Here is a 22,255-nt window from a genome sequence, read left to right on the forward strand (position 1 = left end):
GCGCATCGGCTGGGCCGGTTGCGCGGGCGGTGCGCGGCGGGCCACGTTCTGGGACTGGCGGCCGAAGGAGCGGCCGCCGCCGAGCGGACGAGCGTCGGCGGCGTCGATCACGGCGCCCATCGCCGCGACGGCGATCATCAGGCCAGCAAGAAATTTTTTCATCAGTGTCACCTTTCGATGCGGCCGGAGCCGCCCACTACAGCCAGACGGCCAAGCCGTCACCCGCCGTCAGAACTTGAGGCCGGCGTGCCGCGCAGCCACGCCAATTCCGTGCAGCCCCGTGAGCTACACAAAAATCGGAACTTGATGCCGGCGTGCCGCGCAGCCACGCCAATCCCGTGTAGCCCCGTGAGCTACACAAAAATCAAAACTTGATGCCGGTGTGCAGCGCAGCCACGCCAGCGGTCAGGTTGTAGTACTGCACGCGCTCCAGGCCCGCGCCTTCCATCATGGTCTTCAGCGTTTCCTGGTCCGGGTGCATGCGGATCGACTCAGCGAGGTAGCGGTAGCTTTCCGCGTCGCCGGCGATCTGCTGCCCCAGCCACGGCAGCACCGAGAACGAGTACACGTCATACGGCTTCTGCAGCGGTGCCGCCACTTTCGAGAACTCCAGCACCAGCAGCTTGCCGCCCGGCTTGAGCACCCGGCGCATTTCCGCCAGCGCGGCATCCTTGTGCGTCATGTTGCGCAAGCCAAAGGCCACGCTGACGCGGTCGAAGTAATTGTCCGGGAACGGCAATTTCTCTGCATCACAGAGCAAGGTGGGGGTGACAATCCCCTTGTTCAATAGACGGTCGCGGCCGACGCGCAGCATCGACTCGTTGATGTCCGTGTGCCACACCTCGCCGGTCGGCCCCGCCTGTTTGGCGAAAGTCTTGGTCAGGTCGCCCGTGCCGGCCGCGATGTCGAGGACCTTCATGCCCGGCCGCACGGCGGCGTTGGCGATGGTGAAGGTCTTCCAGATGCGGTGCAGGCCGCCGGACATCAGGTCGTTCATCACGTCGTACTTGGCGGCGACGGAGTGGAACACCTTGGCGACTTGTTTGACTTTCTCTTCTTCGGCGACGGTCTTGTAGCCGAAATGGGTGGTTTGGGTCATGGTGTGCGGCCAGAATGGGACTGGCCGCATTATAAACGTGCTACCGGCCGAAAGCCGCGCGGGCGGCGCGGCGCCCGCTTGAAGCGGTTCATTTGCCGTCGAAATACCAGCTGGCTTCCACGTTGACGGTGTTCTCGCCCTTGTGGCCGCCGGCCAGCGAGAGCGGCGCCTTGAGCGTGGTGCGCGCCTTGCCGGAGCGGGTGTTGCCGTTGAGCTGCTGCAGCGCCCACTTCATGGCGTCGCGGTTCAGGGCCAGTTCGGCGTTGGGCGTGTCGCTGACGGTGTGCGTGCCTTCGATAAAGGTGGCGCGCCCGCGCGGTGCGGGGACGTTGCCGGCGTACCAAATGCGGTTGGTCTTCAGGTCCAGCACCAGCATGCCGGCGCATAGGATGGGCAGGTCGTTGTTGTTGCCCTTGTAGTCGGCCAGCGCCTTCTGGGAGAACGGGACCAGGCCCTGCACGTCGTTGTGGGTGCCTTCGGTGATGTCGCGGACGGTGGCGCTGAAGGCGGGCTTGCAGTCGGAGGGCATGGCGGCGGCGAAGGTCAGGTAGCGGTCCTCGCCCTGCGGCGCGGCCGGCATGGCGGGCTGCCAGGTCGAAGTGTCCTGGGTCATCTGCATGGCCACGCGCTGCATGCAAGCGACATCCTGGCCGCAGGCCTGGAGCGCCTTCTGGCCTTTTTCCATCACGGCCTTCTGCTGGTCGCGGTTCAGGTTCTTCGCCTGCACATTGGCGATCGGCTGCGGCGCGGTGGGCGGGTTGGCGACCAGGTCCAGGCGGTTGGTGGGCTCGGGGGAGCCCGCCAGCAGGGTGAAGGCCATGTGGATGGTCTCGGCGGTCTTGACGGTGGCGCTGGCTTTGCCGGACTGCGTGGTGCCGGTGCCGTCGATCTTGATGTCGAGCGTCAGGCGGCCCGCGCGCAGCGGATCGGCCTGGGCGCAGGCGGCCAGCGCGCACAGCGCCGCGGCCGCGAGGAGGCGGTAGGAGTGGGACATGGTCGAGGTTTCGCTTAGGAAAAACCTCAACCTTAGCAAGCGTGCCGCGAGGAAACTATCCGCAAATTGTAAGCACACCATGCGTGGTGTGCCCCGGTCGCAACAACCGACGGTCAGTGGTGGTGGCCGCAGCCGTGGGCCTTCGGCGCGGCGACGGGGGCGGATGCCGGGTCGCGGCCGGTGTCGCCGTCGTAGCCGGCGGCGTGCAGGCGCGCCATGTAGTCGGACCACCAGGCGGATTGGTGGGAGCCCAGCTGGTACAGGTAGTCCCAGGTGTAGATGCCCGTCGTGTGGCCGTCGTCGAAGGTGGGGCGCACGCCGTAGTTGCCGACCGGGTCAAGAGCGGTGATGCCGACGTCGCGCTTGCCGACCTGCAGAATCTCCTGGCCGGGGCCATGGCCTTTCACTTCGGCCGAGGGCGAGTACACGCGCAGGTACTCGAACGGCAGCGAGAAGGCGCTGCCGTCATCGAATTCGATATCGAGCACGCGCGACTTGGTGCGCAGGGTCAGTGCGGTGGGCGTCATGCCAGGGCCTCCAGGCGCGCGGCAATGGCCGCATGCAAGCGCGGCACCGCAGCGCGGCGCGCCGCCAGCGTGCTCGCATCGGTGGCGCGCGACACGGCCGCCCACACGGGATTGGGCCAATGCGCGTCATCCGGGAAGCGCGGAATCACATGCCAGTGCAAGTGCGGCGTCATGTTCCCCAGGCTGGCCAAGTTGACCTTCTGCGGCTCGAACACTGCACGGACGGCAGCCTCCACTTCCCATACCGCGTTCATGAATAGGGTGCGGTCTGCCAGCGCGAGGTCGGTCATCTCCTTGACGTGGGTATGCCACACCACGCGGCAGAACCCCGGATAGTTCGGCTCCTCCACCGCGATCACGGAGAACTTCGCGCCGCGCCACACCGGCGCCCCCTGCAGCGCGCACAGGTCGCAGGTGTTCAGATGCGCCGTATCGATCGTCATACCAGCACCCTTTCGATGCCGCCGTTGTTGGCGCGTGCCACATAGTCCGGCAGCCAGTTCTCGCCCAGCAGATGCTTGGCGATTTCCACCACGATGTAGTCGGCCGTGGTGCCCGAATCCTCGTTGTAGCGCGACAGGCCCTGGAGGCAGGACGGGCAGCTGGTCAGCACCTTGACCTGCCCATCGAAGCCGTCCGCGCGCAGTTTGTCGGCGCCCTTCTCCATTTCCTCCTCCTTGCGGAAGCGGACCTGGGTCGAGATGTCCGGCCGCGAGATGGCCAGCGTGCCGGACTCGCCGCAGCAGCGGTCGTTCTTGCCGATCTTCGTGTCATCGACTGTGGTGATCAGCGAGTTCACGGTCTTCAGCGGGTCCTGCATCTTCATCGGCGTGTGGCAGGGATCGTGGTACATGTAGCGCACCCCGCCCACGCCTTCCAGCTTGACACCCTTCTCCAGCAGATACTCGTGGATATCCATGATGCGGCAGCCCGGGAAGATCTTCTCGAATTCGTAGGTCGCCAGCTGGTCGTAACAGGTGCCGCAGGAGACCAGCACCGTCTTGATGTCCAGGTAGTTGAGCGTGTTGGCCATGCGGTGGAACAGGACGCGGTTATCCGTCATCATCTTGTCCGCCTTTTCGTACTGGCCGGCGCCGCGCTGCGGATAGCCGCAGCACAGGTAGCCCGGCGGCAGCACGGTCTGCACGCCCACTTCCCAGAGCATGGCCTGCGTGGCCAGGCCCACCTGCGAGAACAGGCGCTCGGACCCGCAGCCGGGGAAGTAGAACACCGCTTCGGTATCGGCCGTCGTGACCTTGGGATTGCGGATGATCGGGATGACCTTGTCGTCCTCGATGTCCAGCAGCGCGCGCGCGGTCTTCTTGGGCAGGTTCCCCGGCATCTTCTTGTTGATGAAGTGGATGACCTGCTCGCGCACTGGCGGCTTGCCAGTGGTCGGCGGCGGTGCCTTGGTCTGCTTTTTCGCGAACTTCTTCAGCACCTCGTTACCCAGGCGCTGGGCCTTGTAGCCCCAGCCGATCATGGCCTGGCGGGTGGCGTTGATGGTGGTCGGATCGGTCGCATTCAGGAAGAACATCGACGCCGCGGTGCCGGGGTTGAAGGACTTCTTGTCCATCTTGCGCAGCAGGTTCCGCATGTTCATCGACACGTCGCCGAAGTCGATGTTGACCGGGCATGGGGTCTCGCATTTGTGGCACACGGTGCAATGGTCGGCCACGTCCTCGAACTCCTCCCAATGGCGGATCGAGACGCCCCGGCGGGTCTGCTCTTCGTACAGGAAGGCTTCGATCAGCGCGGAGGTGGCGAGGATCTTGTCGCGCGGGGAGTACAGCAGGTTGGCGCGCGGCACGTGGGTGGAGCACACCGGCTTGCACTTCCCGCAGCGCAGGCAGTCCTTGATGCTGTTGGCGATCTCGCCGATATCGCTCTGCTGCATGATCAGCGACTCGTGGCCCATCAGGCCGAAGGACGGCGTATAGGCGTTGCGCAGGTCCGCGCCGAGCGTCGGCAGGTTGAGGAGCTTGCCCTTGTTGAAGCGGCCCTCGGGGTCGATGCGCTGCTTGTAGGCGCGGAAGTCCCCGATCTCGTCGTCGGTCAGGAATTCCAGCTTGGTGATGCCGATGCCATGCTCGCCCGAGATCACGCCATCCAGCGAACGGGCCAGCTTCATGATGCGCGCCACGGCGTGGTGGGCGTCCTGCAGCATCTCGTAGTTGTCCGAGTTGACCGGCAGATTGGTGTGGACGTTGCCGTCGCCGGCGTGCATGTGCAGGGCCACGAACACGCGGCCGTGCAGCACGCGCTGATGGATGGCGATGCAGTCCTCGATGATGCGCACGAAGGCCGCGCCGTTGAAGATGTGGCGCAGCGGTGTGCGCAGCTCGTTCTTCCACGAGATGCGCACGGTATGGTCCTGCACCACGTCGAACACGCGGGCGTCCGGCAGGCGTGCGATGTGCGAGGCGAAGCCGGCGTCCATGGCGATGCCGATGCGAGCCAGGTCCTGCGCGACGTCGGCGACGCGGTCGTCCAGGTGATCGAGCAGCCAGGTCCAGCGCGTGCGCACCGCGTCGAGCAGGGCCTGCGCCTGCTGCACGCGGTCTTCCAGGATCACGTTGGGGTCGATCTGGTCGCCGGTGGCGTCGTCGCTCTTGGTGACCGGCAGCGTGCCGGTGGCGAAGTAGTCGACCAGCTGGTCCGCGAGCTGCAGCTTGTTCTTGATGGAGAGCTCGATGTTGATGCGCTCGATGCCATCGGTGTACTCGCCCATGCGGTTCAGCGGGATCACCACGTCCTCGTTGATCTTGAAGGCGTTGGTGTGCTTGGCGATGGCCGCGGTGCGGGCGCGGTCCAGCCAGAACTTCTTGCGCGCCTCGGGGCTGACGGCGATGAAGCCCTCGCCCACGCGGGTGTTCGCGATGCGCACCACTTCCGATGCGGCCTGCGCGACCGCGTCCTCGTTGTCGCCGACGATGTCGCCGAACAGCGCCATCTTGGGCAGCACGCCGCGCTTGGACTTGGTGGCATACCCGACGGCGCGCAGGTAGCGCTCATCGAGGTGCTCCAGGCCCGCCAGGCGCAGCGTGGCGAACTGCTCGCCCTTGGACGGCAGCGCGTCCAGGTAGTCCTTGATCTCGACGATCGACGGAATCGCGTCGCGCGCTTGGCCGAAGAATTCCAGCGCCACGGTGCGGGTGAACTTCGGCATCTTGTGCAGGATCCAGCGGGCCGACGTGATCAGGCCATCGCAGCCCTCTTTCTGGATGCCGGGCAGGCCGGCGAGGAACTTGTCCGTCACGTCCTTGCCCAGGCCCGCCTTGCGGAACTTGCGGCCTTCGATCTCCAGGATCTCGGTCTTGAACGGTGCGCCCTTGGCCTCGCCCTTCGCGGTCGGATGGGTCCATTCGAGCTTGAAGCGCGCCAGCGGCGTATCGTGGATCTTGGAGAGGTTGTGGTCGATGCGGGTGACGTCCAGCCAGTCGCCGTTCGGGTCCACCATGCGCCAGGAGGCCAGGTTGTCCAGCGCCGTGCCCCACAGGACGGCCTTTTTGCCGCCCGCGTTCATGGCGATGTTCCCGCCGATGCAGGAGGCGTGGGCCGAGGTCGGGTCGACGGCGAACACGAAGCCCGCCGCTTCCGCCGCCTGCGACACGCGCTGCGTGACCACGCCGGCGCCGGTCCAGATGGTGGCGTATTCGCGCTCCAGGCCCGGCAGGACCTGCATTTCGACGGTGCCCAGTTCGATCAGCTTTTCGGTGTTGATCACCGCCGACAGGGGCGTGAGCGGAATGGCGCCGCCGGTGTAGCCGGTGCCGCCGCCGCGCGGGATGATGGTCAGCCCCAGTTCGATGCAGCCCTTCACCAGGCCCGCCATCTCCTCTTCCGTGTCCGGCGTGAGCACCACAAAGGGGTATTCAACGCGCCAGTCGGTGGCGTCGGTCACGTGCGAGACGCGCTTCACGCCGTCGAAGCGGATGTTGTGCTTGTCCGTGTAGCGGCCCAGCACCTTGAGGGCGCGCTTGCGCAGGTCGTACATCTGGCGGAATTCTTCGCCGAAGTCCTCGACTGCGCGCGTCGCGGCCTTGAGCAGCAGCTCCACGTTGGCGCTGCGCCGCGCGCCTTCCTCGCCGCCCGTATCGGCGTCCACGGTGACGCGGCGCTTCTCGACCTCGCGCAGGCGGTGATGCAGGGCGTCGATCAGGTTCTGGCGGCGCTTGGGGTTGTCCAGCAAGTCGTCCTGCAGGTAGGGATTGCGGCGCACGACCCAGATGTCCCCCAGCACCTCGTACAGCATGCGCGCCGAGCGGCCGGTCTGGCGCACGCCGCGCAGTTCCTCCAGCAGCTTCCACGACGATTCGCCCAGCAGCCGGATCACGATCTCACGGTCGGAGAACGAGGTGTAGTTGTAGGGGATTTCGCGCAGGCGGGTGCGGTCGGCACCGTCAGGGGTCTCCGACAGCAGGACCTGGAGTTGGGCGGGGGCGTTCATGGACGGCTCGGCAAACCAAAGGGAAAAACATTCTATCTTATTGCGCTGCACCACGCCGGGGACGCTGCCGTTTTTTCATCAAGGCAAAGTGGTATTGGCCGAACGATTTCAAGAAATTGGCAAATCGTTCATCCAAATATTTGGCCGAGACCGCGATCAGCTGATCATATCCGCGATCCGGCGCCAGAATCCGTCCGGAACGTTCAGCAGCATCCAGGTCATCAGCGTATAGCGCAGCAGCTTGCCGATGGCCATGTAGCCGACGCTGGGCCAGTAGGGCATATGCAGCCAGCCGGCCATGGTGCACAGCGGGTCGCCGATGCCGGGGACCCAGGACAGCAGCATGGTCTTGGGGCCGTAGCGCTTGAGCCACTTGAACCAGCGCGTGTCCTTTTCCTTGCCCACAGCGACCTTGGCGGTGTAGCCCATCCAGTAGTCGACCGCGCCGCCCAGGGTGTTGCCGAGAGTAGCGATCAGGATGGTGGGCCAGAACAGGGAAGCGTTGGCCTTGACCACCGCGAACACCGCGGGCTCGGAGCCCATGGGCAGCAGGGTGGCGGAGACGAAGCTGATGACGAACACCGAGGTCAGACCGACCTGCGGGGCGGCCAGCACCTTGAGGAGCCAGAGGACGACGGATTCGATCATCGAGAGGGCGGCGACCGCACCAAAGTAATGCGTCCATTATAATGAGCCGAACCCTTTCGCTCCGCCCGGTTCGCCTCGCCCCACCCCGCGAGGCGCCACCGATACTGCCCGCCTCGGTCATCCGCCGATCAGCACAGTCCAGCGCCGGTGCCTTCAATCGCCTTGCAAAGCAGACTATGACTATCGACTATCTGAAGAAGATCCTGACCGCGCGCGTCTATGACGTGGCCGAGGAAACCCCGCTCGAATTCGCGCCCACCCTCTCCGAACGGATGGAGAACCGCATTTACTTCAAGCGCGAGGACATGCAGTCGGTGTTCAGCTTCAAGCTGCGCGGGGCGTACAACAAGATGGCCAATTTGTCGGAGCCGCAGTTGAAGCGCGGCGTGATCTGCGCGTCCGCGGGCAATCACGCGCAGGGCGTGGCGCTGTCGGCCTGCAAGCTGGGATGCCGCGCGGTGATCGTGATGCCGACCACCACGCCGCTGGTGAAGGTGGACGCGGTGAAGGCACGCGGCGGCGCCAGCGTGGAGGTGGTGCTGCACGGCGAGTCGTACACGGACGCCTACCAGCACGCGCTGACCATCGAGAAGGAGCAGAAGCTCACCTTCATCCACCCGTTTGACGATCCGGACGTGATCGCAGGCCAGGGCACCATCGGCATGGAGATCCTGCGCCAGCATTCGCGGCCGATCCATGCGATCTTCGTGCCGATCGGCGGGGGCGGGCTGATTGCGGGCATTGCCGCGTATGTGAAGGCGATCCGGCCGGACATCCGCATCATCGGCGTGGAGACCATGGACGCGGACGCGATGGCGCGCAGCCTGAAGGCGGGCGAGCGCGTGACGCTGCCGGACGTGGGCCTGTTCGCGGACGGCACCGCGGTGCGGCTGGTAGGCGAGGAGACCTTCCGCATCACGCGCGAGTATGTGGATGATGTGATCATCGTGGACAACGATGCGATCTGCGCGGCCATCAAGGACGTGTTCACCGATACCCGCAGCATTCTCGAGCCTTCGGGCGCGCTGGCGGTGGCGGGGGCCAAGGCCTACGTGGAACGCTCGCAGTCGGACCGGCTGCCGGTCAAGGACCAGGCCTTGATCGCGATCGCGTCGGGGGCCAACATGAACTTCGACCGGCTGCGCTTCGTGGCCGAGCGCGCCGAACTGGGCGAGCAGCGCGAAGCGGTGTTCGCGGTGACCATTCCCGAGCAGCGCGGCTCGTTCAGGCGCTTCTGCTCCCTGGTCGGACCGCGCAATGTCACGGAGTTCAACTACCGGATCAGCGATTCGACGCAGGCGCACGTGTTCGTCGGCATCCAGACCGCGAGCCGCGGCGAATCAGGGCTGCTGGCGCGGACCTTCGAGGCGCACGACTTCCGCACGCTGGACCTCACGCACGACGAACTGGCCAAGCTGCACATCCGCCACCTGGTGGGCGGCAAAAGCGCGCTGGCGCACGACGAGCTGCTGTACCGTTTCGAGTTCCCGGAGCGGCCGGGCGCGCTGATGAAGTTCCTGAATTCGATGGCGCCCAACTGGAACATCTCCCTCTTCCACTATCGGAACCAGGGCGGGGACGTGGGCCGCATCCTCGTCGGCCTGCAAGTGCCGTCCGGCGAGATGGACGAGTTCCGCCACTTCCTCACCACGCTCGGTTACCGCCACTGGGACGAGACCAACAACCCTGTTTATAAGCTGTTTTTGTAATGACCAATTCCGCCGACCAGTCCCCGCTTGGGAAAACCTCCGCCTACCAGACGCAGTACGCGCCCGAGCTGCTGTTTCCGATTCCGCGCCAGCAGAAGCGCGATGAACTGGGGCTGACCGCCGGAGCGACCCTGCCCTTCTTCGGGGTCGATATCTGGAATGCGTATGAAGTCTCGTGGCTCAACATGCGGGGCAAGCCGCAGGTCGCGATCCTGACGGTGACGGCGCCGGCGGATTCGCCCAACATCGTCGAGTCGAAGTCGTTCAAGCTGTATCTGAATTCGTTCAACCAGACGCGGTTGGCGAATGCGGAGGCGCTGCTGGCGCTCCTGCGGGACGACTTGTCCGGCGCGTTCGGCGCCAACGTCCACATCGCGCTCACGCAGCCGGAGGACTTCGGCAAGCTGCGCTTCGGCGAGCTGGAAGGCCAGCTGCTGGACCGGCTCGATGTGGAGATCGACGCCTACGCGCCCGCGCCGGAATTGCTGACTGCGGACTTCGACGAGGCGCCGGTGGAGGAGACGCTGGTCTCACATCTGCTCAAGTCCAACTGCCTGGTCACCGGCCAGCCGGATTGGGGCACGGTGCAGATCCAGTACGTGGGGCCGCAGATCAACGAGGAAGGGCTGCTCAAATATTTGATCGGCTTCCGCGAGCACAACGAGTTCCACGAGCAGTGCGTGGAGCGCATCTTCATGGACGTGCTGCGCCAGTGCCGGCCGACCAAGCTGTCCGTCTACGCGCGCTACACACGGCGCGGTGGCCTCGACATCAACCCCTGGCGCACCAACTTCTCGGGCCAGCGCCCGCCCAATTTGCGCGCCGCGCGGCAGTAAGCCTCACATCCGCAGCACGCCCACCAGGTGCGCCGCGCCGTAGATCAGGCAGACGAGGGAACTCCAGAGCCAGAAGCCGGTCACCCGGCGTCCGGCGAGGAGCATCGCGGGGACGGGCAGCAGGCCGCGCAGCAGGTAAATCGTCGTGATGGCGTACAGGGCGGCGCGCGTCAGCGGGAGCGGGACGATCACGCCGGCACCGGACAAGGCATAGGCGGACCACAGCACCAGCACGGAGGCGATGCCGAATGTGACGGCGTGCGGCCACAGGCGGCCAGCCGCAGCAGCCGCCGTCAGGCGCGGGCCAGCGTGAAAGAAGCGGTACCACGAGGGTCCGCCGAAAATGATGGCCACGTGCAGCAACGCCGCCAGCGCACTCAGCGCGGCACCCAGCATCAGCGCGCCATTCGCGCTACCGGTGGGCAAGGCCTTCATTGCCTCATGCATGCCATCTCCCGTGACCAAAAAGCAACAGTATGCCTAAGCCGGCGTTGCTCGTCAGTACGTGCGTGCGCGTACCGTTCCCCGAGCCTGCGGCGCGCACACTGAACCCTGCACGCGCTCCCTATGAGAAAACCGTTTGCGGAACATCGCCAGCCCAGGCGTTGTCGAAGCAAACAGGCCGCGAAATGCGGATGCAAAATCGAATTACACGGCCGCAAAACAAGCCTATAATTCCGTCTCGCAAGCGCTTTTGTGCGTTGCAACATCAAAACTGCGATATGACTAACCTGAGCAAAATCCTGGCGCCCGAGAACGTGCTGCTGGACCTGGAAGTGTCCAGCAAGAAGCGCGCTTTCGAGCAGGCAGGTCTGATTTTCGAGAACAACTGCGGCATCGCCCGGTCCGATGTGTCCGATAACCTGTTCGCGCGCGAGCGCCTCGGGTCCACCGGCCTGGGCCACGGGGTGGCCGTGCCGCACGGGCGCATCAAGGGCTCCAAGGCGCTGAAGTCGCCGATCGCCGCCTTCGTGCGCCTGGCTGAGCCAATTCCGTTCGAGTCGCCGGACGGCCAGCCGGTGAGCCTGCTGTTCTTCCTGCTGATTCCGGACCACGTGACCCAGCAGCACCTCGAAATCCTGTCCGAGATCGCCGAGATGTTTTCGGACGAATCGATCCGCCACGCCCTGGCCACCGACACGGATGCCAAGACCGTGCACCAGCGCATCACAAGCTGGCAGCCCAGCCTGCACGCCCTCAGCTAAGTCCGCCAACTGCCCAGCCCGATGCTCCAGACCCCGCTCACCATCCAGCGCCTGTACGACGACAATCGAGAAAGTCTGCAACTGGGCTGGTTCGCCGGCTTCCCCGGCGGCGAGCGGCTGATTTCCGGCGACGCGGTCTCGGCCGCCGACCAGGTCGGCCACTTGAACCTGATTCACCCCGGCCGCATCCAGGTGTTCGGCCATCAGGAACTGAATTACTACCACCGGCTCAAGTCCGGCTCGCGCAGCCACGTCATCGGCGAGCTGATCGCGGGCGGGCCGCCGGCGCTGATCATCGCGCAGGGGCTGGACACGCCGCCGGACATCCTGGCGATTTGCGACGAGCAGAACATCCCGCTGTTCTCGACCCCGCTGCCAGCGGCGCAGGTGATCGACTTCCTGCGCGTCTACCTCTCCAAGAAGCTGGCCCAGCGCATCATCATGCACGGCGTATTCATGGATGTGCTCGGCGTGGGCGTGCTGATCACGGGCGATTCCGGCCTCGGCAAGAGCGAGCTGGGCCTGGAACTGATTTCGCGTTCGCACGGGCTGGTGGCCGACGATGCGGTGGAGTTCTCGCGCATCGCGCCGAACATGATCGAAGGGCGCTGCCCGCCACTGCTGCAGAACCTGCTGGAAGTGCGCGGCCTGGGCCTGCTCGACATCAAGGCGATCTTCGGCGAGACCGCCGTGCGCCGCAAGATGCGGCTCAAGCTCATCGTGCACCTGGTGCGCCGTTCGGCGCTGGAAGAGGAAGTGGAACGCCTGCCGTTCATGTTTCCGACCGAGGATGTGCTCGGCCTGCCGATCCGCAAAGTGGTGATCCCCGTGGCCGCCGGCCGCAACATCGCGGTGCTGCTCGAAGCCGCCGTGCGCAACACCATCCTCCAGCTGCGCGGCATCGACACGCTGCAGGAATTCATGGAACGCCAGCGCCAGGCCATGAGCGGCGACTGAGCGCCCCCGGTGTCTCGCGCCGATGAGGGCTTGCGGCGCAGCCATGAATTCTCACGCATCCTCACTCTGCGGTATGATCGCAGGCTATGCGCATCGTACTTATCACCGGCATTTCCGGATCCGGCAAATCCGTCGCCCTCAACGTACTTGAAGACGCAGGCTACTACTGCGTCGACAACCTGCCGCCCGCCCTCCTCCCCAGCCTGATCGGCACCCTGGTCGAGGAAGGGGTGGAACGCGCCGCCATTTCGGTGGACGCGCGCAGTGCGGAATCGCTGACCGCCCTCCCCGCCAGCGTCACCAAGCTGCGCGCCGATGGCCACGATGTGAAAGTCATGTTCCTCACCGCGACCACGCATTCGCTGGTGGCCCGGTTCTCGGAGACGCGCCGCAGCCATCCGCTGTCGCACGAGCTGCGTCCGAACGAAAACCCGGCCGGCCGCCGCACGCTGATCGAGTGCATCATGGAAGAGCGCGAGCGCCTCGGCGCCATCGAAAAGCTCGGCCTCGTGATCGACACCTCCGAACTCTCGGCCAACAAGCTGCGCGCGTGGATCAAGGAACTGGTGGAGATCGAACGCGCGCCGCTCACGCTGTTCTTCGAATCGTTCGCCTTCAAGCTTGGCGTACCGCTGGATGCGGACTTCGTGTTCGACGTGCGCGCGATCCCGAACCCGTACTACGACCTGGCCCTGCGCCCTTTGACAGGCATGGACCAGCCGGTGATCGACTTTCTCGACGCCCAGCCAATGGCGGCGGACATGCTGGAAGATATCCGCGCCTTCATCGAGAAGTGGCTCCCGCGCTTCAAGACCGACAACCGCAGCTACCTGACGGTGGCCCTGGGCTGCACCGGCGGCCAGCACCGCTCGGTGTACATGGCCGAGCGGCTCGCGGCGTACTTCAACAAATCCGAACGCGTGATCATCCGCCACCGCGAGCAAGCGCAGGGCTGACCGCCCCGCACGCGCTTACAGGTGACGCAGCGGATGCGCCCACTCCGGCCAGCACGGCTCGAAGAAGCGCGCCACCATCTCCCCGGTCACCTCGTCCAGCGTCGCCGGATTCCAGGCCGGCTGGTTGTCCTTGTCGATGACCAGCGCGCGCACGCCCTCCAGCACTTCCCCATGCTCGAAATTGCGGCGCACCAGATTGCGCTCCATGCGCAGGCAGCCCGCCACGCCCAGCTGGGCGCCCCGCACCAGCAGCTCGTGGGTCACGCACATCATCAACGGTGAGCGCAGCTTCATCGCGGCCAGGGATTTTTGCGCAAACTCGGAGGCGTCGCCCGCCAGCGATGCCATCACGGCAGGCACCGAGCCCGCGGCAAAGTGCCGGTCGATGCTGGCGCGGTGCGCCGCCAAGGGGGCCGGCCCGGCATCCGCGCCAAAGCGCTGGATGGTCGCACGCACCTGCCCCCCGCCCTCCGCTTCCAGCGCCTGCACCAGTTCCGCCATGCGCGCCGCAGGCACGAAGACATCGGCCAGATCGAGATACAGCGCATCGGCCGCGCCCACGGTGTTCCCGGTCAGGCCCAGATAGAAGCCCAGTGCGCCCGGTGCGCGCGACAGGAAGTGGCTCCCGCCCACGTCCGGGAACAGACCGATGTTCACCTCCGGCATGGCGACCTTGGAGCGTTCGGTCACCACGCGCACGCGCGCCTGTTCGCCCGCCTGCACGATGCCCATGCCGCCACCCATCACCACCCCATCCATCAGCGCCACGTAGGGCTTCGGATAAAAATGAATCAGGTGATTCAGCGCGTACTCCTCGGTGAAGAAGTCCTCCAGCAGCGCCGAGCCACCAACCGGGGTCGCACGCCCGGCCTCGTAGAAGAAGCGGATGTCGCCGCCCGCGCACAGCGCCTTCTCGCTGCTGCTGCCCAGGACCACGGCCTGCACGGCCGCGTCGTCCCGCCAGCGCAGCAGCGTCTCGGTGAGCGCGCGCACCATGTCGAGGGACAGGGAATTGAGGGCCTTGGGGCGGTCCAGGGTGATGAAGCCGATGCCGTTGGCAACGCGGGTGTGAACGTAAGCGGTCATGGTGTGTGAATGATGGAATGACGAAGCGATAACGCCCGCCATTCTACCGCCTCGCCCCAACAAAAAAGGCACCATCAGGTGCCTTCGGTGCCGCCGCGCGGGCGGCTTTGCGGGATGAAGAACGGGGACGGAATCTCAGGCGGTGGCCGACTCCACGCCGCTCAAGTGCTTGAGGGCTTGCCGGCTATGGTCCTGGATGCGGGTCTTGTACTTCATGACCTGGCGGTCCAGCTTATCGATCAGCATGTCGATGGAAGCGTACAGGTCTTGCGACAGGCTTTCCACGTACACGGTCTTGCCGGACAGGCGCAGGTTGATTTCAGCTTTCTGGCGTTTCTCTTTTTCGGACAGGTTGTCCACGGAAAGAATGACCGAGATGTCGATGACGTGATCGAAATGGCGTTTGATGCGCTCTAGTTTGTTTTGCACGTATTCGCGGATGGCGGGGGTGACTTCGAGGTGATGACCACTGATGGTGAGATTCATACGCAACTCCCTCTCAAAATGCCCGTTCGTGCGCTTGGGAACGCAGAGGAACGTGTACGGCGAAAACCAGAAACTACAAGGCTTTGCGGAGGCTGACGGGAGGGATTTTGAGCGCTTCACGGTATTTGGCAACCGTGCGTCGTGCGATGACCATCCCTTGTTCCCCCAGCATTTCCGCGATCTTACTGTCGGATAATGGATTCTTAGGGTCTTCTGCTCCTGTCAGTTGCACGATGAGAGCCCGGATGGCCGTGGAAGAGGCTTCGCCGCCCGCTTCCGTCGCCACGTGACTCCCGAAGAAGTACTTCAACTCAAACATGCCGTGCGGCGTGAGCATGTATTTTTGAGTCGTCACACGCGAGATTGTGCTCTCGTGTAAACCTAGTGTATCAGCAATTTCGCGCAAAACAAGGGGGCGCATTGCGACCGCTCCATGCGAGAAAAAGTTCCGCTGGCGCTCCACAATGGCCTGTGCTACGCGCAGGATGGTGTCGAAGCGCTGGCGCATATTCTTGATCAGCCACTTGGCTTCCTGCAGCTGCGCGTTCATCTGCGCTTCGCTCTTGCCCTGCTTGAGGAGGCTCGCGTAGACCTGGTTCACGCGCAGGCGCGGCATCACGTCCGGGTTGAGCAGCACCGCCCACCCGTTCTTCGCGCGCCGCACGATCACGTCCGGCACCACGTAGTCCGAGACGTCGGCCGCGAACAGCGCACCGGGATGCGGGTGGCACTGGCGGATCACGGTCTGCGCCTCGCGCAGGTCTTCGTCGTCGCAGTCCAGCGCCTTTTTCAGCTTGTTGAAGTCGCGCTGGGCGAACCAGGCGAGGTGCTTCTCGACGATGCACAGGGCCATGCGGCGCGTGACCATCGGGACGCCCGGCATGCGCCTGATCTGCAAGGCCAGGCACTCGGACGCATTGCGCGCGCCCACGCCCGCGGGGTCGAAACTCTGCACCAGTGCCAGCGCGGCGCGCAGCTCCTCGATCTCGACATCCAGCTCCAGCGGCAGGCGCGCGTGGATCTCCTCCAGGGGTTCTTCAAGATAGCCGTTGTCGTCCAGCGCATCGACGATCAGTTCGACCAGCGCGCGGTCGCGCGGTTCGCGCGCCGTCACGCGCATCTGCTCCAGCAGGTGCTCGCGCAGGGTGGTCGCGGACGCTTCCAGCTGCGGCCGCGAGTCGTCGTCCTCGCCGCTGCCGCTGCTGGTGCGCGGGGCGTCGCCCCAGTCCTCGCTGTTGTCGGCGCCGTCGCCGGAGGGCGCGTCGTCATAGCCCTCGCTCTCAGAGGGCGCGGCTTCCTGCTCCTTGCTGCCGTTGTCCGGCCCCGGTGGCGGGGCTTCCGCGCTGCCGTTGGCGGTGTTGATGGCGCCATCGGCCAGCAGGCGCACGGAATTATCCAGCGGGTCGTCCAGCCGCTCCAGCAACGGATTCTCGGTCAGAATCTGCTCGATCTCCTGGTGCAGCTCGAGCGTGGACAACTGCAGCAGCCGGATCGACTGCTGCAGCTGCGGCGTGAGCGCCAGATGCTGCGAGGTGCGGAGCTGGAGGCTTTGTTTCATCGGGTTGGGACCACGAAAATCCTTTGGACCGCTTACATGCGGAAGTGTTCACCGAGGTACACGCGGCGCACCGATTCGTTGGCGATGATGTCGTCCGGCCGCCCGGAGGCCAGCACCGAGCCCTGGTTGATGATATAGGCGCGGTCGCAGATACCCAGAGTTTCGCGCACGTTGTGGTCCGTGATGAGCACCCCGATGCCGCGCTCCTTGAGGAAGCGCACGATCCGTTGAATCTCGATTACCGCGATCGGGTCCACCCCGGCGAAGGGCTCGTCCAGCAGCACGAAGCGCGGCTGCGTGGCCAGCGCGCGCGCGATCTCCACGCGGCGGCGCTCACCGCCGGACAAGGACAGCGCCGGATTCTCGCGCAGCTTTTCGATCTGCAGCTCGGCCAGCAGGGTGTCGAGGCGGGTGTCGATCTCCGTCTTCGAAAGCGGCTTGCCGTTCACGCGCTGCAGTTCCAGCACGGCGCGGATGTTCTCTTCCACCGTCAGCTTGCGGAACACCGAGGCTTCCTGCGGCAGGTAGGACAGGCCGAGCGTCGCGCGGCGGTGAATCGGCAGGGACGACACGTCGGTGCCATCGATCTCGATGGCGCCTGCGTCCGATGGCACCAGGCCGACGATCATGTAGAACGAGGTGGTCTTGCCCGCGCCATTGGGGCCCAGCAGGCCCACCACTTCGCCGCAGTCCACCTCCAGCGAGACGTCGTGGACCACCATGCGCTTGCCGTAGGTTTTCTGCAGGCCGCGCACCAGCAGGCGGCTGCTGCAGCCGCCGGTTGCGCCGGGGACGCTTGTGACTTGAGATCCTTCCATTACTTCTTGCCCTGGTCTGCGCTGGGGGCGGGGGTCTGCGCCGGCACCGGCGCCGGACGGCGGGTGCGGTCGATCACGATCTCCACGCGGCTGCCGCCCACCTGGCTCTTGCCTTCCGGGGTATTCAGGGCCTGCACCACTTCCTTGCGGCTGTCGTAGGACAGGAAGGGGCCGGCCGCCTGACTGGTCACCTTGCTGCCTTCCAGCGAGGCCACGCGGGCATTGGCGATGAACTTCACGAGGTCCGCCTTCTCGTCGTACTCGATGCGCTGGGCTTCGCCTTCGGACCACAAGTCCGTGCCGCCATCGCGCTTCTGGCGGAAGGTCGCCTTGCCGCCCGGTGCCGCGATGAAGGTCGCATAAGTGTAGCCCTGGTCGTCCTGGCGCACCGTCACCTGTTCGGCCTTGATGGTCAGCGTGCCGCGCGTGAGCACCACGTTGCCGGTCAGGGAGCTGGTGCCCTCGACCAGGTCCAGGTTGCCCTTGTTGTTGCCGACGATGTGGATCGGCTTGAGCGCATCGGCGCGCTCGGCGTGGGCCGCGGCGGCGGCCAGCGCCAGCATCAGTGCGCAGGTGGCGCGAATCGGGGTCCGGGTCATGTGTGCTCCTTATTTGTTCTTGGGCGGATAGGTCACGCGCACGTCGCGCACGATGGTCGCCTTGCCGGTCGTGTTGTTGGCCACCAGGCCCACGCCATCGACCACCATGCCGCCGGAAGTCATGTGGATCGGCAGGTCGGTCTGCATCTGTTCTTCGTCCGTGTTCACCAGCAGCTTCTGGGTGTCGAGCGACATGCTCGGCCCGGCCGCGGACTGGGCCCGCTCGATGTGCACATCCCCGCGCAGCAGCACCTGGCCCGCGGTGTTGTCCAGGTGCGCATCCTTGGCGCGCATGGTCATCGGCGGCTTCTGGTCGTCCGCCAGGTTCTGCACGTAGGGCCGGTCCACTTCCGAGGTGTCGTCCTCCGGGTGGTGCGTAAGCCTGTCGCCGGAGATGACGTAGCGCGGCTTGCCCTGCCCGTTCATGCGCACGAAGCTGAACTTCTCGACGATGTAATCCGGCTCGCCGCGCTGGCCGTCGGCGTGCATGTTCATGTCGCCCACGTTCATCACCTGCAGCCAATAGAAGCTGCCCAGCGCGAACGCCAGCCCGATGGTGATCCCGGCGCCGAGGCGCCAGCGGTGGGCGGTGCGTTTGTTGTGGTAAGTCGCCATATCGGTGCAGACCCGGTCCGCTCAGGCGAAATACTTCGCAAGCGCCTGCTCGTAGGTGCCCTGTGCACGCATCACGAGGTCGCACACCTCGCGCACCGCGCCCCGGCCGCCACCGGCCTTGGTCACGTAGTGCACGCGGTGCTGCACTTCCGGGTGGCCGGTCGGCACCGCGACCGCGAAGCCCACCTGCAGCAGCAGCGGCAGGTCGATCACGTCGTCGCCGATGTAGCCGCATTCCTCGGCCGTGACGCCGGTCTTCTCCAGCAGCTCCTGGAAGGCCAGGCGCTTGTCGTGCTGCCCCTGGAATACGTGCGTGATGCCGAGATCCGCCGCGCGCTTGACCACGATGGGCGAGTTGCGCGCGCTGATGATCGCGGTCTGCACGCCGGTCTTGTTGATCATCTGGATGCCCAGGCCATCGAGGACGAAGAAGGTCTTGGTGATCTCGCCGTTGGCGTCGTAGGTCAGACTGCCGTCGGTCAGGACACCGTCGACGTCGAAGATCAGGACCTTGACCCTGGCCGCGCGCAGCGCGTGTTCGAGCGGGCGCACCATCAGATCACCTTCGCGCGGGTGAGGTCGTGGATGTGCAGCGCGCCTACCAGCTTGTCGTCGGCGTCCACCACCAGCATCTGGTTGATGCGGAATTCTTCCATGATCGCCACCGCGTCCACGGCCAGGCGGTCGGCGTTGATGCGGCGCGGGTTCGCGTGCATCACGTCGCGGATCACCACCGCGCCGAAGTCCTGCACCTTCTCGATCAAACGGCGCAGGTCACCGTCGGTGAACACGCCGATCGGGCGGTTGGCGTCATCGACGATGGCGGTCATGCCCATGCCCTTCTGGGTGATTTCCATCAGCGCGTCCGGCAGGCGCGCATCGGCCTTGACGGTCGGGATGGCGGCGCCGCTGCGCATCACGTCGCGCACGTGGGTCAGCAGGCGGCGGCCCAGCGCCCCGCCGGGATGCGAGCGCGCGAAGTCCTCTTCCTTGAAGCCGCGCAGGTCCAGCAGCGCGACGGCCAGCGCGTCCCCCAGCGCCAGCGTGACGGTGGTGGAGGCGGTCGGCGCGAGGTTCAGCGGGCAGGCCTCCTTGGCCACCGAGACGTCCAGGTGCACGTCGGCCAGTTGCGCCAGGCGCGAGTTCGGGTTGCCCGTCATGGAGATCAACGCAGCGCCCATGCGCTTGAGGATCGGCACGATGGCCAGCAGCTCGGTCGATTCGCCCGAGTAGGAAATGGCGATGAAGGCGTCTTCCGCGGTCACCATGCCGAGGTCTCCGTGCGCGGCTTCGGCCGGGTGCACGAACATCGCAGGGGTGCCGGTCGAGGCCAGCGTGGCAGCAATCTTGCGGCCGATGTGGCCGGACTTGCCAATGCCCGAGACCACCACCCGGCCCTTGTTGGCCAGCAGGAGGTTCACGGCGCGGCCGACGGAATCGTCGTTCGCCAGGCGCGCATGCAGGGCGCGGATCGCGTCGCCTTCGATTGCCAGGGTCTCGCGCGCCAGCTGCAGGGCGCGCTGGGCGATGTCGGAATCAAAAGGTTTCAGCATCGATTTTTGATCGGGTACACTCATGGCAGCAGTATAAACGAACTGGCGAAGCAAAAAACTTGCCAGTCACAACAAAACCACCTGCGGAGCCACTGGACTGATGTTATCGGGACTCGAACTCACCCTCCTGCTGCTGGGCTGCGCGGTGCTGGGTGTGGTGGCGTTCCGCATGCTGCACCTGCCGCCGATGCTGGGCTACCTGGCGGTCGGCATCATCATCGGGCCGCACGCCCTCGGTCTTGCGGAAAACAACGCCATCACCCATGCGCTGGGCGAATTCGGCGTGGTGTTCCTGATGTTCTCCATCGGCCTGGAATTCTCGCTGCCGCAGCTGATGTCCATGCGGCGCATCGTGTTCGGGCTCGGGCTGGCGCAGGTGGTGGCGACCATCGCCATGGCCATGCTGCTGGGGTGGATCGTGGGGGCGCAGGCGCACAGCTGGCTGAAGCTCAACTGGCAGTCCTCGTTTGCGCTGGGCGGGGCGCTGGCGATGTCCTCCACCGCCATCGTCTCCAAGATGCTGACCGAGCGGCTGGAGCTGGAGACCCAGCACGGGCGGCGCATCCTCGGCATCCTGCTGTTCCAGGACCTGGCGGTGGTGCCGCTGCTGATCCTGATTCCATCGCTGGCGCAGAACCCCGCCTCGCTTGGCCCCACGCTGGCGTGGGCGGGCTTCAAGGCGGTGGTCGTGCTGGCGGTGCTGCTGGTCGCGGGGCAGAAGTGGATGAAGCGCTGGTTCACGGTGGTGGTCAAGCGCCGTTCGCAGGAACTGTTCATGCTGAACCTCCTGCTGGTGACGCTGGGCGCCGCGTGGATCACCGAGCGGGCCGGCCTCTCGCTCGCGCTGGGCGCCTTCGTGGCCGGGATGCTGATCTCCGAGACGCCCTACAAGCACCAGGTGGAAGAAGACATCAAGCCGTTCCGCGACGTGCTGCTGGGGCTCTTTTTCATCACCATCGGCATGCTGCTCAACGTCGGGCTGGTGGTGCAGAACTGGTGGCTGGTGCTGATCCTGCTGGTCGGCCCGGTGCTGCTCAAGTTCGCACTGATCGCAGGACTGGCCAAGGCGTTCGGCGCCACCGACGGCATCGCAATGCGCACCGGGCTCGCGCTGGCGCAGGCGGGCGAGTTCGGGTTCGTGCTGCTGAACGAGACCTCGGGCGCGCGGCTGATCGACCCCTTCGTGATCCAGCTGGTGCTGGCGTCCATGGTGCTGTCGATGCTGGCCGCACCGCTGATCATCGCCAAGTCGGACCAGATCGTGATGAAGTTCTCGTCCAATGAATGGATGCTGCAGTCCTTGCAGCTCACCCAGATCGCCACCCGCACCATGGCCTCGCAGCAGCACGTGATCGTGGCCGGCTTCGGCCGCAGCGGGCAAAGCCTGGCGACGCTGCTGGGCGAGGAGAAGATCCCCTACCAGGCGCTGGACCTCGACCCCGAGCGCGTGATGGAAGCGCAGCGCGCCGGGGCGCAGGTGTCGTACGGCGATGCATCGCGGCGCGAGAGCCTGGTCGCCGCGGGCATCTATCGCGCGGCCGCCTTGGTGATCACCTACGCGAACACGCAATCCGCCTTGAAGGTGCTGCACCTCGCGCACGAGCTGGCGCCCGCGCTGCCGGTGATCGTGCGCAGCCACGACGACACGGATCTTGAAACGCTGAAGAACGCTGGCGCCGCCGAGGTGGTGCCGGAGACGCTGGAGGGGAGCCTGATGCTCGCCTCCCACGCGCTGGTGATGCTGGGGGTGCCGCTGCGGCGCGTGGTGCACCGCGTGCAGAGCGCGCGCGACGAACGCTATGGCTCCCTGCGCGGCTACTTCCACGGCGCGAACGACGCCGCGGACGATCCCGAGCACGAATACGTGCGCCTGCATTCGGTGACGCTGGCCGAGGATGCCGGCGGCGCCGGCCGCCGCCTGGACGAGCTGCAGCTGCACGAAGTGGGCGCCGAAGTCACCATGATCCGGCGCGGCAAAGGCCGCGTCGACGTTCTCCCCGCGACGGTGCTGGCGGCCGGCGACGTGGTCGTCTTGCGCGGCACCGCCGAAGCCGTTTCCCGCGCCGAATCCCGCCTGCTGCGCTAACAAAACCGCCTCCCTTTGATCCCCCTCAACCAATGGGATGGACGCCCCCACCCTAGATTTACGGCATCGAAGT

Annotated in this window: 21 protein-coding genes; 6 read left to right on the forward strand and 15 right to left on the reverse strand. The window is 65.6% G+C overall.

What is annotated here, in order from left to right; all coding sequences use genetic code 11:
• Nucleotides 1-364 precede the first annotated feature (364 nt).
• The 6 genes from ubiE to E4L96_RS13220 form a co-directional block, all read right to left on the reverse strand.
• The gene (gene ubiE, locus E4L96_RS13195; RefSeq protein WP_135207692.1) at nucleotides 365-1,099 is read right to left on the reverse strand and encodes a bifunctional demethylmenaquinone methyltransferase/2-methoxy-6-polyprenyl-1,4-benzoquinol methylase UbiE; all 735 of its coding nucleotides are present in this window, start codon (nucleotides 1,097-1,099) and stop codon (nucleotides 365-367) included.
• Between the two features lie 88 nt (nucleotides 1,100-1,187).
• Nucleotides 1,188-2,093 (reverse strand): hypothetical protein, encoded by a 906-nt coding sequence (locus E4L96_RS13200; RefSeq protein WP_135207693.1) that lies wholly within the window; start codon nucleotides 2,091-2,093, stop codon nucleotides 1,188-1,190.
• Between the two features lie 113 nt (nucleotides 2,094-2,206).
• The gene (locus E4L96_RS13205; RefSeq protein ID WP_135207694.1) at nucleotides 2,207-2,620 is read right to left on the reverse strand and encodes a gamma-butyrobetaine hydroxylase family protein; all 414 of its coding nucleotides are present in this window, start codon (nucleotides 2,618-2,620) and stop codon (nucleotides 2,207-2,209) included.
• Nucleotides 2,617-3,063: an HIT family protein gene (locus E4L96_RS13210; protein WP_135207695.1), complete on the reverse strand. Its 447-nt coding sequence runs from the start codon at nucleotides 3,061-3,063 to the stop codon at nucleotides 2,617-2,619. The genes E4L96_RS13205 and E4L96_RS13210 overlap by 4 nt, the downstream gene beginning before the upstream one ends.
• Nucleotides 3,060-7,070, reverse strand: coding sequence for a DUF3683 domain-containing protein (locus E4L96_RS13215; RefSeq protein ID WP_135207696.1), 4,011 nt, complete (start codon nucleotides 7,068-7,070; stop codon nucleotides 3,060-3,062). The genes E4L96_RS13210 and E4L96_RS13215 overlap by 4 nt, the downstream gene beginning before the upstream one ends.
• 156 nt (nucleotides 7,071-7,226) lie before the next feature.
• Nucleotides 7,227-7,718 carry a YqaA family protein gene (locus E4L96_RS13220; RefSeq protein WP_135207697.1) on the reverse strand — a complete coding sequence of 164 codons (492 nt, stop codon included), beginning with the start codon at nucleotides 7,716-7,718 and terminating at the stop codon, nucleotides 7,227-7,229.
• Nucleotides 7,719-7,759: 41 nt separating this feature from the next.
• Here E4L96_RS13220 and ilvA point away from each other — a divergent pair, with 41 nt between their 5' ends.
• Together ilvA and queF are read left to right on the forward strand one after the other, a co-directional pair.
• Complete coding sequence (gene ilvA / locus E4L96_RS13225) at nucleotides 7,760-9,427, forward strand: threonine ammonia-lyase, biosynthetic (protein ID WP_267874331.1); 1,668 nt, start codon at nucleotides 7,760-7,762, stop codon at nucleotides 9,425-9,427.
• On the forward strand, nucleotides 9,427-10,263 hold the full coding sequence (gene queF / locus E4L96_RS13230; RefSeq protein ID WP_135207699.1) for an NADPH-dependent 7-cyano-7-deazaguanine reductase QueF: 837 nt from the start codon (nucleotides 9,427-9,429) through the stop codon (nucleotides 10,261-10,263). The genes ilvA and queF overlap by 1 nt, the downstream gene beginning before the upstream one ends.
• 3 nt (nucleotides 10,264-10,266) lie before the next feature.
• Here the strand turns inward: queF and E4L96_RS13235 are convergent, their stop codons facing one another.
• The gene (locus E4L96_RS13235; protein WP_135207700.1) at nucleotides 10,267-10,710 is read right to left on the reverse strand and encodes a hypothetical protein; all 444 of its coding nucleotides are present in this window, start codon (nucleotides 10,708-10,710) and stop codon (nucleotides 10,267-10,269) included.
• A 275-nt stretch (nucleotides 10,711-10,985) separates the two neighbouring features.
• Between E4L96_RS13235 and E4L96_RS13240 the strand changes: the two genes are divergently transcribed.
• The 3 genes from E4L96_RS13240 (at nucleotide 10,986) to rapZ (ending at nucleotide 13,381) form a co-directional block, all read left to right on the forward strand.
• On the forward strand, nucleotides 10,986-11,468 hold the full coding sequence (locus E4L96_RS13240) for a PTS sugar transporter subunit IIA (RefSeq protein WP_135207701.1): 483 nt from the start codon (nucleotides 10,986-10,988) through the stop codon (nucleotides 11,466-11,468).
• Nucleotides 11,469-11,489: 21 nt separating this feature from the next.
• Nucleotides 11,490-12,425 (forward strand): HPr(Ser) kinase/phosphatase, encoded by a 936-nt coding sequence (gene hprK, locus E4L96_RS13245; protein WP_135207702.1) that lies wholly within the window; start codon nucleotides 11,490-11,492, stop codon nucleotides 12,423-12,425.
• 86 nt (nucleotides 12,426-12,511) lie between these two features.
• The gene (rapZ, locus tag E4L96_RS13250; RefSeq protein WP_135207703.1) at nucleotides 12,512-13,381 is read left to right on the forward strand and encodes an RNase adapter RapZ; all 870 of its coding nucleotides are present in this window, start codon (nucleotides 12,512-12,514) and stop codon (nucleotides 13,379-13,381) included.
• A gap of 15 nt (nucleotides 13,382-13,396) precedes the next feature.
• Here rapZ and E4L96_RS13255 read toward each other — a convergent pair whose 3' ends face one another.
• From E4L96_RS13255 to E4L96_RS13290, 8 genes are all read right to left on the reverse strand, one after another.
• Nucleotides 13,397-14,467, reverse strand: coding sequence for an enoyl-CoA hydratase/isomerase family protein (locus tag E4L96_RS13255; protein WP_135207704.1), 1,071 nt, complete (start codon nucleotides 14,465-14,467; stop codon nucleotides 13,397-13,399).
• A 135-nt stretch (nucleotides 14,468-14,602) separates the two neighbouring features.
• The gene (gene hpf / locus E4L96_RS13260) at nucleotides 14,603-14,953 is read right to left on the reverse strand and encodes a ribosome hibernation-promoting factor, HPF/YfiA family (protein WP_135207705.1); all 351 of its coding nucleotides are present in this window, start codon (nucleotides 14,951-14,953) and stop codon (nucleotides 14,603-14,605) included.
• Nucleotides 14,954-15,026: 73 nt separating this feature from the next.
• Complete coding sequence (locus E4L96_RS13265) at nucleotides 15,027-16,511, reverse strand: RNA polymerase factor sigma-54 (RefSeq protein ID WP_135207706.1); 1,485 nt, start codon at nucleotides 16,509-16,511, stop codon at nucleotides 15,027-15,029.
• Between the two features lie 32 nt (nucleotides 16,512-16,543).
• Entirely contained in the window at nucleotides 16,544-17,329 is a 786-nt protein-coding gene (gene lptB / locus E4L96_RS13270; RefSeq protein ID WP_135207707.1) for an LPS export ABC transporter ATP-binding protein, read from the reverse strand.
• A complete protein-coding gene (lptA, locus tag E4L96_RS13275; protein ID WP_135207708.1) occupies nucleotides 17,329-17,928 on the reverse strand; it encodes a lipopolysaccharide transport periplasmic protein LptA in 600 nt (199 codons plus the stop codon). The genes lptB and lptA overlap by 1 nt, the downstream gene beginning before the upstream one ends.
• A gap of 9 nt (nucleotides 17,929-17,937) precedes the next feature.
• A complete protein-coding gene (lptC, locus tag E4L96_RS13280) occupies nucleotides 17,938-18,543 on the reverse strand; it encodes an LPS export ABC transporter periplasmic protein LptC (protein WP_135207709.1) in 606 nt (201 codons plus the stop codon).
• 21 nt (nucleotides 18,544-18,564) lie between these two features.
• Nucleotides 18,565-19,098, reverse strand: coding sequence for a KdsC family phosphatase (locus E4L96_RS13285; RefSeq protein WP_135207710.1), 534 nt, complete (start codon nucleotides 19,096-19,098; stop codon nucleotides 18,565-18,567).
• On the reverse strand, nucleotides 19,098-20,120 hold the full coding sequence (locus E4L96_RS13290; protein ID WP_135207711.1) for a KpsF/GutQ family sugar-phosphate isomerase: 1,023 nt from the start codon (nucleotides 20,118-20,120) through the stop codon (nucleotides 19,098-19,100). Before E4L96_RS13290 ends, E4L96_RS13285 begins: the two co-directional genes overlap by 1 nt.
• Nucleotides 20,121-20,196: 76 nt before the next feature.
• Here E4L96_RS13290 and E4L96_RS13295 point away from each other — a divergent pair, with 76 nt between their 5' ends.
• Nucleotides 20,197-22,182 (forward strand): monovalent cation:proton antiporter family protein, encoded by a 1,986-nt coding sequence (locus E4L96_RS13295; RefSeq protein WP_135207712.1) that lies wholly within the window; start codon nucleotides 20,197-20,199, stop codon nucleotides 22,180-22,182.
• Nucleotides 22,183-22,255 lie beyond the last annotated feature (73 nt).

Source organism: Zemynaea arenosa, from assembly GCF_004614185.1.
In the GTDB taxonomy this organism is placed as follows: Bacteria; Pseudomonadota; Gammaproteobacteria; order Burkholderiales; family Burkholderiaceae_D; genus Telluria; species Telluria arenosa.

Coding starts and splice junctions, on each gene's coding strand:
- rapZ (WP_135207703.1), top strand. CDS start 12,512: ATGCGCATCGTACTTATCACCGGCATTTCCGGATCCGGCAAATCCGTC.
- E4L96_RS13210 (WP_135207695.1), bottom strand. CDS start 3,063: ATGACGATCGATACGGCGCATCTGAACACCTGCGACCTGTGCGCGCTG.
- queF (WP_135207699.1), top strand. CDS start 9,427: ATGACCAATTCCGCCGACCAGTCCCCGCTTGGGAAAACCTCCGCCTAC.
- ubiE (WP_135207692.1), bottom strand. CDS start 1,099: ATGACCCAAACCACCCATTTCGGCTACAAGACCGTCGCCGAAGAAGAG.
- E4L96_RS13240 (WP_135207701.1), top strand. CDS start 10,986: ATGACTAACCTGAGCAAAATCCTGGCGCCCGAGAACGTGCTGCTGGAC.
- lptB (WP_135207707.1), bottom strand. CDS start 17,329: ATGGAAGGATCTCAAGTCACAAGCGTCCCCGGCGCAACCGGCGGCTGC.
- E4L96_RS13285 (WP_135207710.1), bottom strand. CDS start 19,098: ATGGTGCGCCCGCTCGAACACGCGCTGCGCGCGGCCAGGGTCAAGGTC.
- E4L96_RS13205 (WP_135207694.1), bottom strand. CDS start 2,620: ATGACGCCCACCGCACTGACCCTGCGCACCAAGTCGCGCGTGCTCGAT.
- E4L96_RS13295 (WP_135207712.1), top strand. CDS start 20,197: ATGTTATCGGGACTCGAACTCACCCTCCTGCTGCTGGGCTGCGCGGTG.
- ilvA (WP_267874331.1), top strand. CDS start 7,760: ATGAGCCGAACCCTTTCGCTCCGCCCGGTTCGCCTCGCCCCACCCCGC.
- lptC (WP_135207709.1), bottom strand. CDS start 18,543: ATGGCGACTTACCACAACAAACGCACCGCCCACCGCTGGCGCCTCGGC.
- E4L96_RS13200 (WP_135207693.1), bottom strand. CDS start 2,093: ATGTCCCACTCCTACCGCCTCCTCGCGGCCGCGGCGCTGTGCGCGCTG.
- E4L96_RS13255 (WP_135207704.1), bottom strand. CDS start 14,467: ATGACCGCTTACGTTCACACCCGCGTTGCCAACGGCATCGGCTTCATC.
- E4L96_RS13235 (WP_135207700.1), bottom strand. CDS start 10,710: ATGCATGAGGCAATGAAGGCCTTGCCCACCGGTAGCGCGAATGGCGCG.
- E4L96_RS13290 (WP_135207711.1), bottom strand. CDS start 20,120: ATGAGTGTACCCGATCAAAAATCGATGCTGAAACCTTTTGATTCCGAC.
- hpf (WP_135207705.1), bottom strand. CDS start 14,953: ATGAATCTCACCATCAGTGGTCATCACCTCGAAGTCACCCCCGCCATC.
- hprK (WP_135207702.1), top strand. CDS start 11,490: ATGCTCCAGACCCCGCTCACCATCCAGCGCCTGTACGACGACAATCGA.
- E4L96_RS13220 (WP_135207697.1), bottom strand. CDS start 7,718: ATGATCGAATCCGTCGTCCTCTGGCTCCTCAAGGTGCTGGCCGCCCCG.
- lptA (WP_135207708.1), bottom strand. CDS start 17,928: ATGACCCGGACCCCGATTCGCGCCACCTGCGCACTGATGCTGGCGCTG.
- E4L96_RS13265 (WP_135207706.1), bottom strand. CDS start 16,511: ATGAAACAAAGCCTCCAGCTCCGCACCTCGCAGCATCTGGCGCTCACG.
- E4L96_RS13215 (WP_135207696.1), bottom strand. CDS start 7,070: ATGAACGCCCCCGCCCAACTCCAGGTCCTGCTGTCGGAGACCCCTGAC.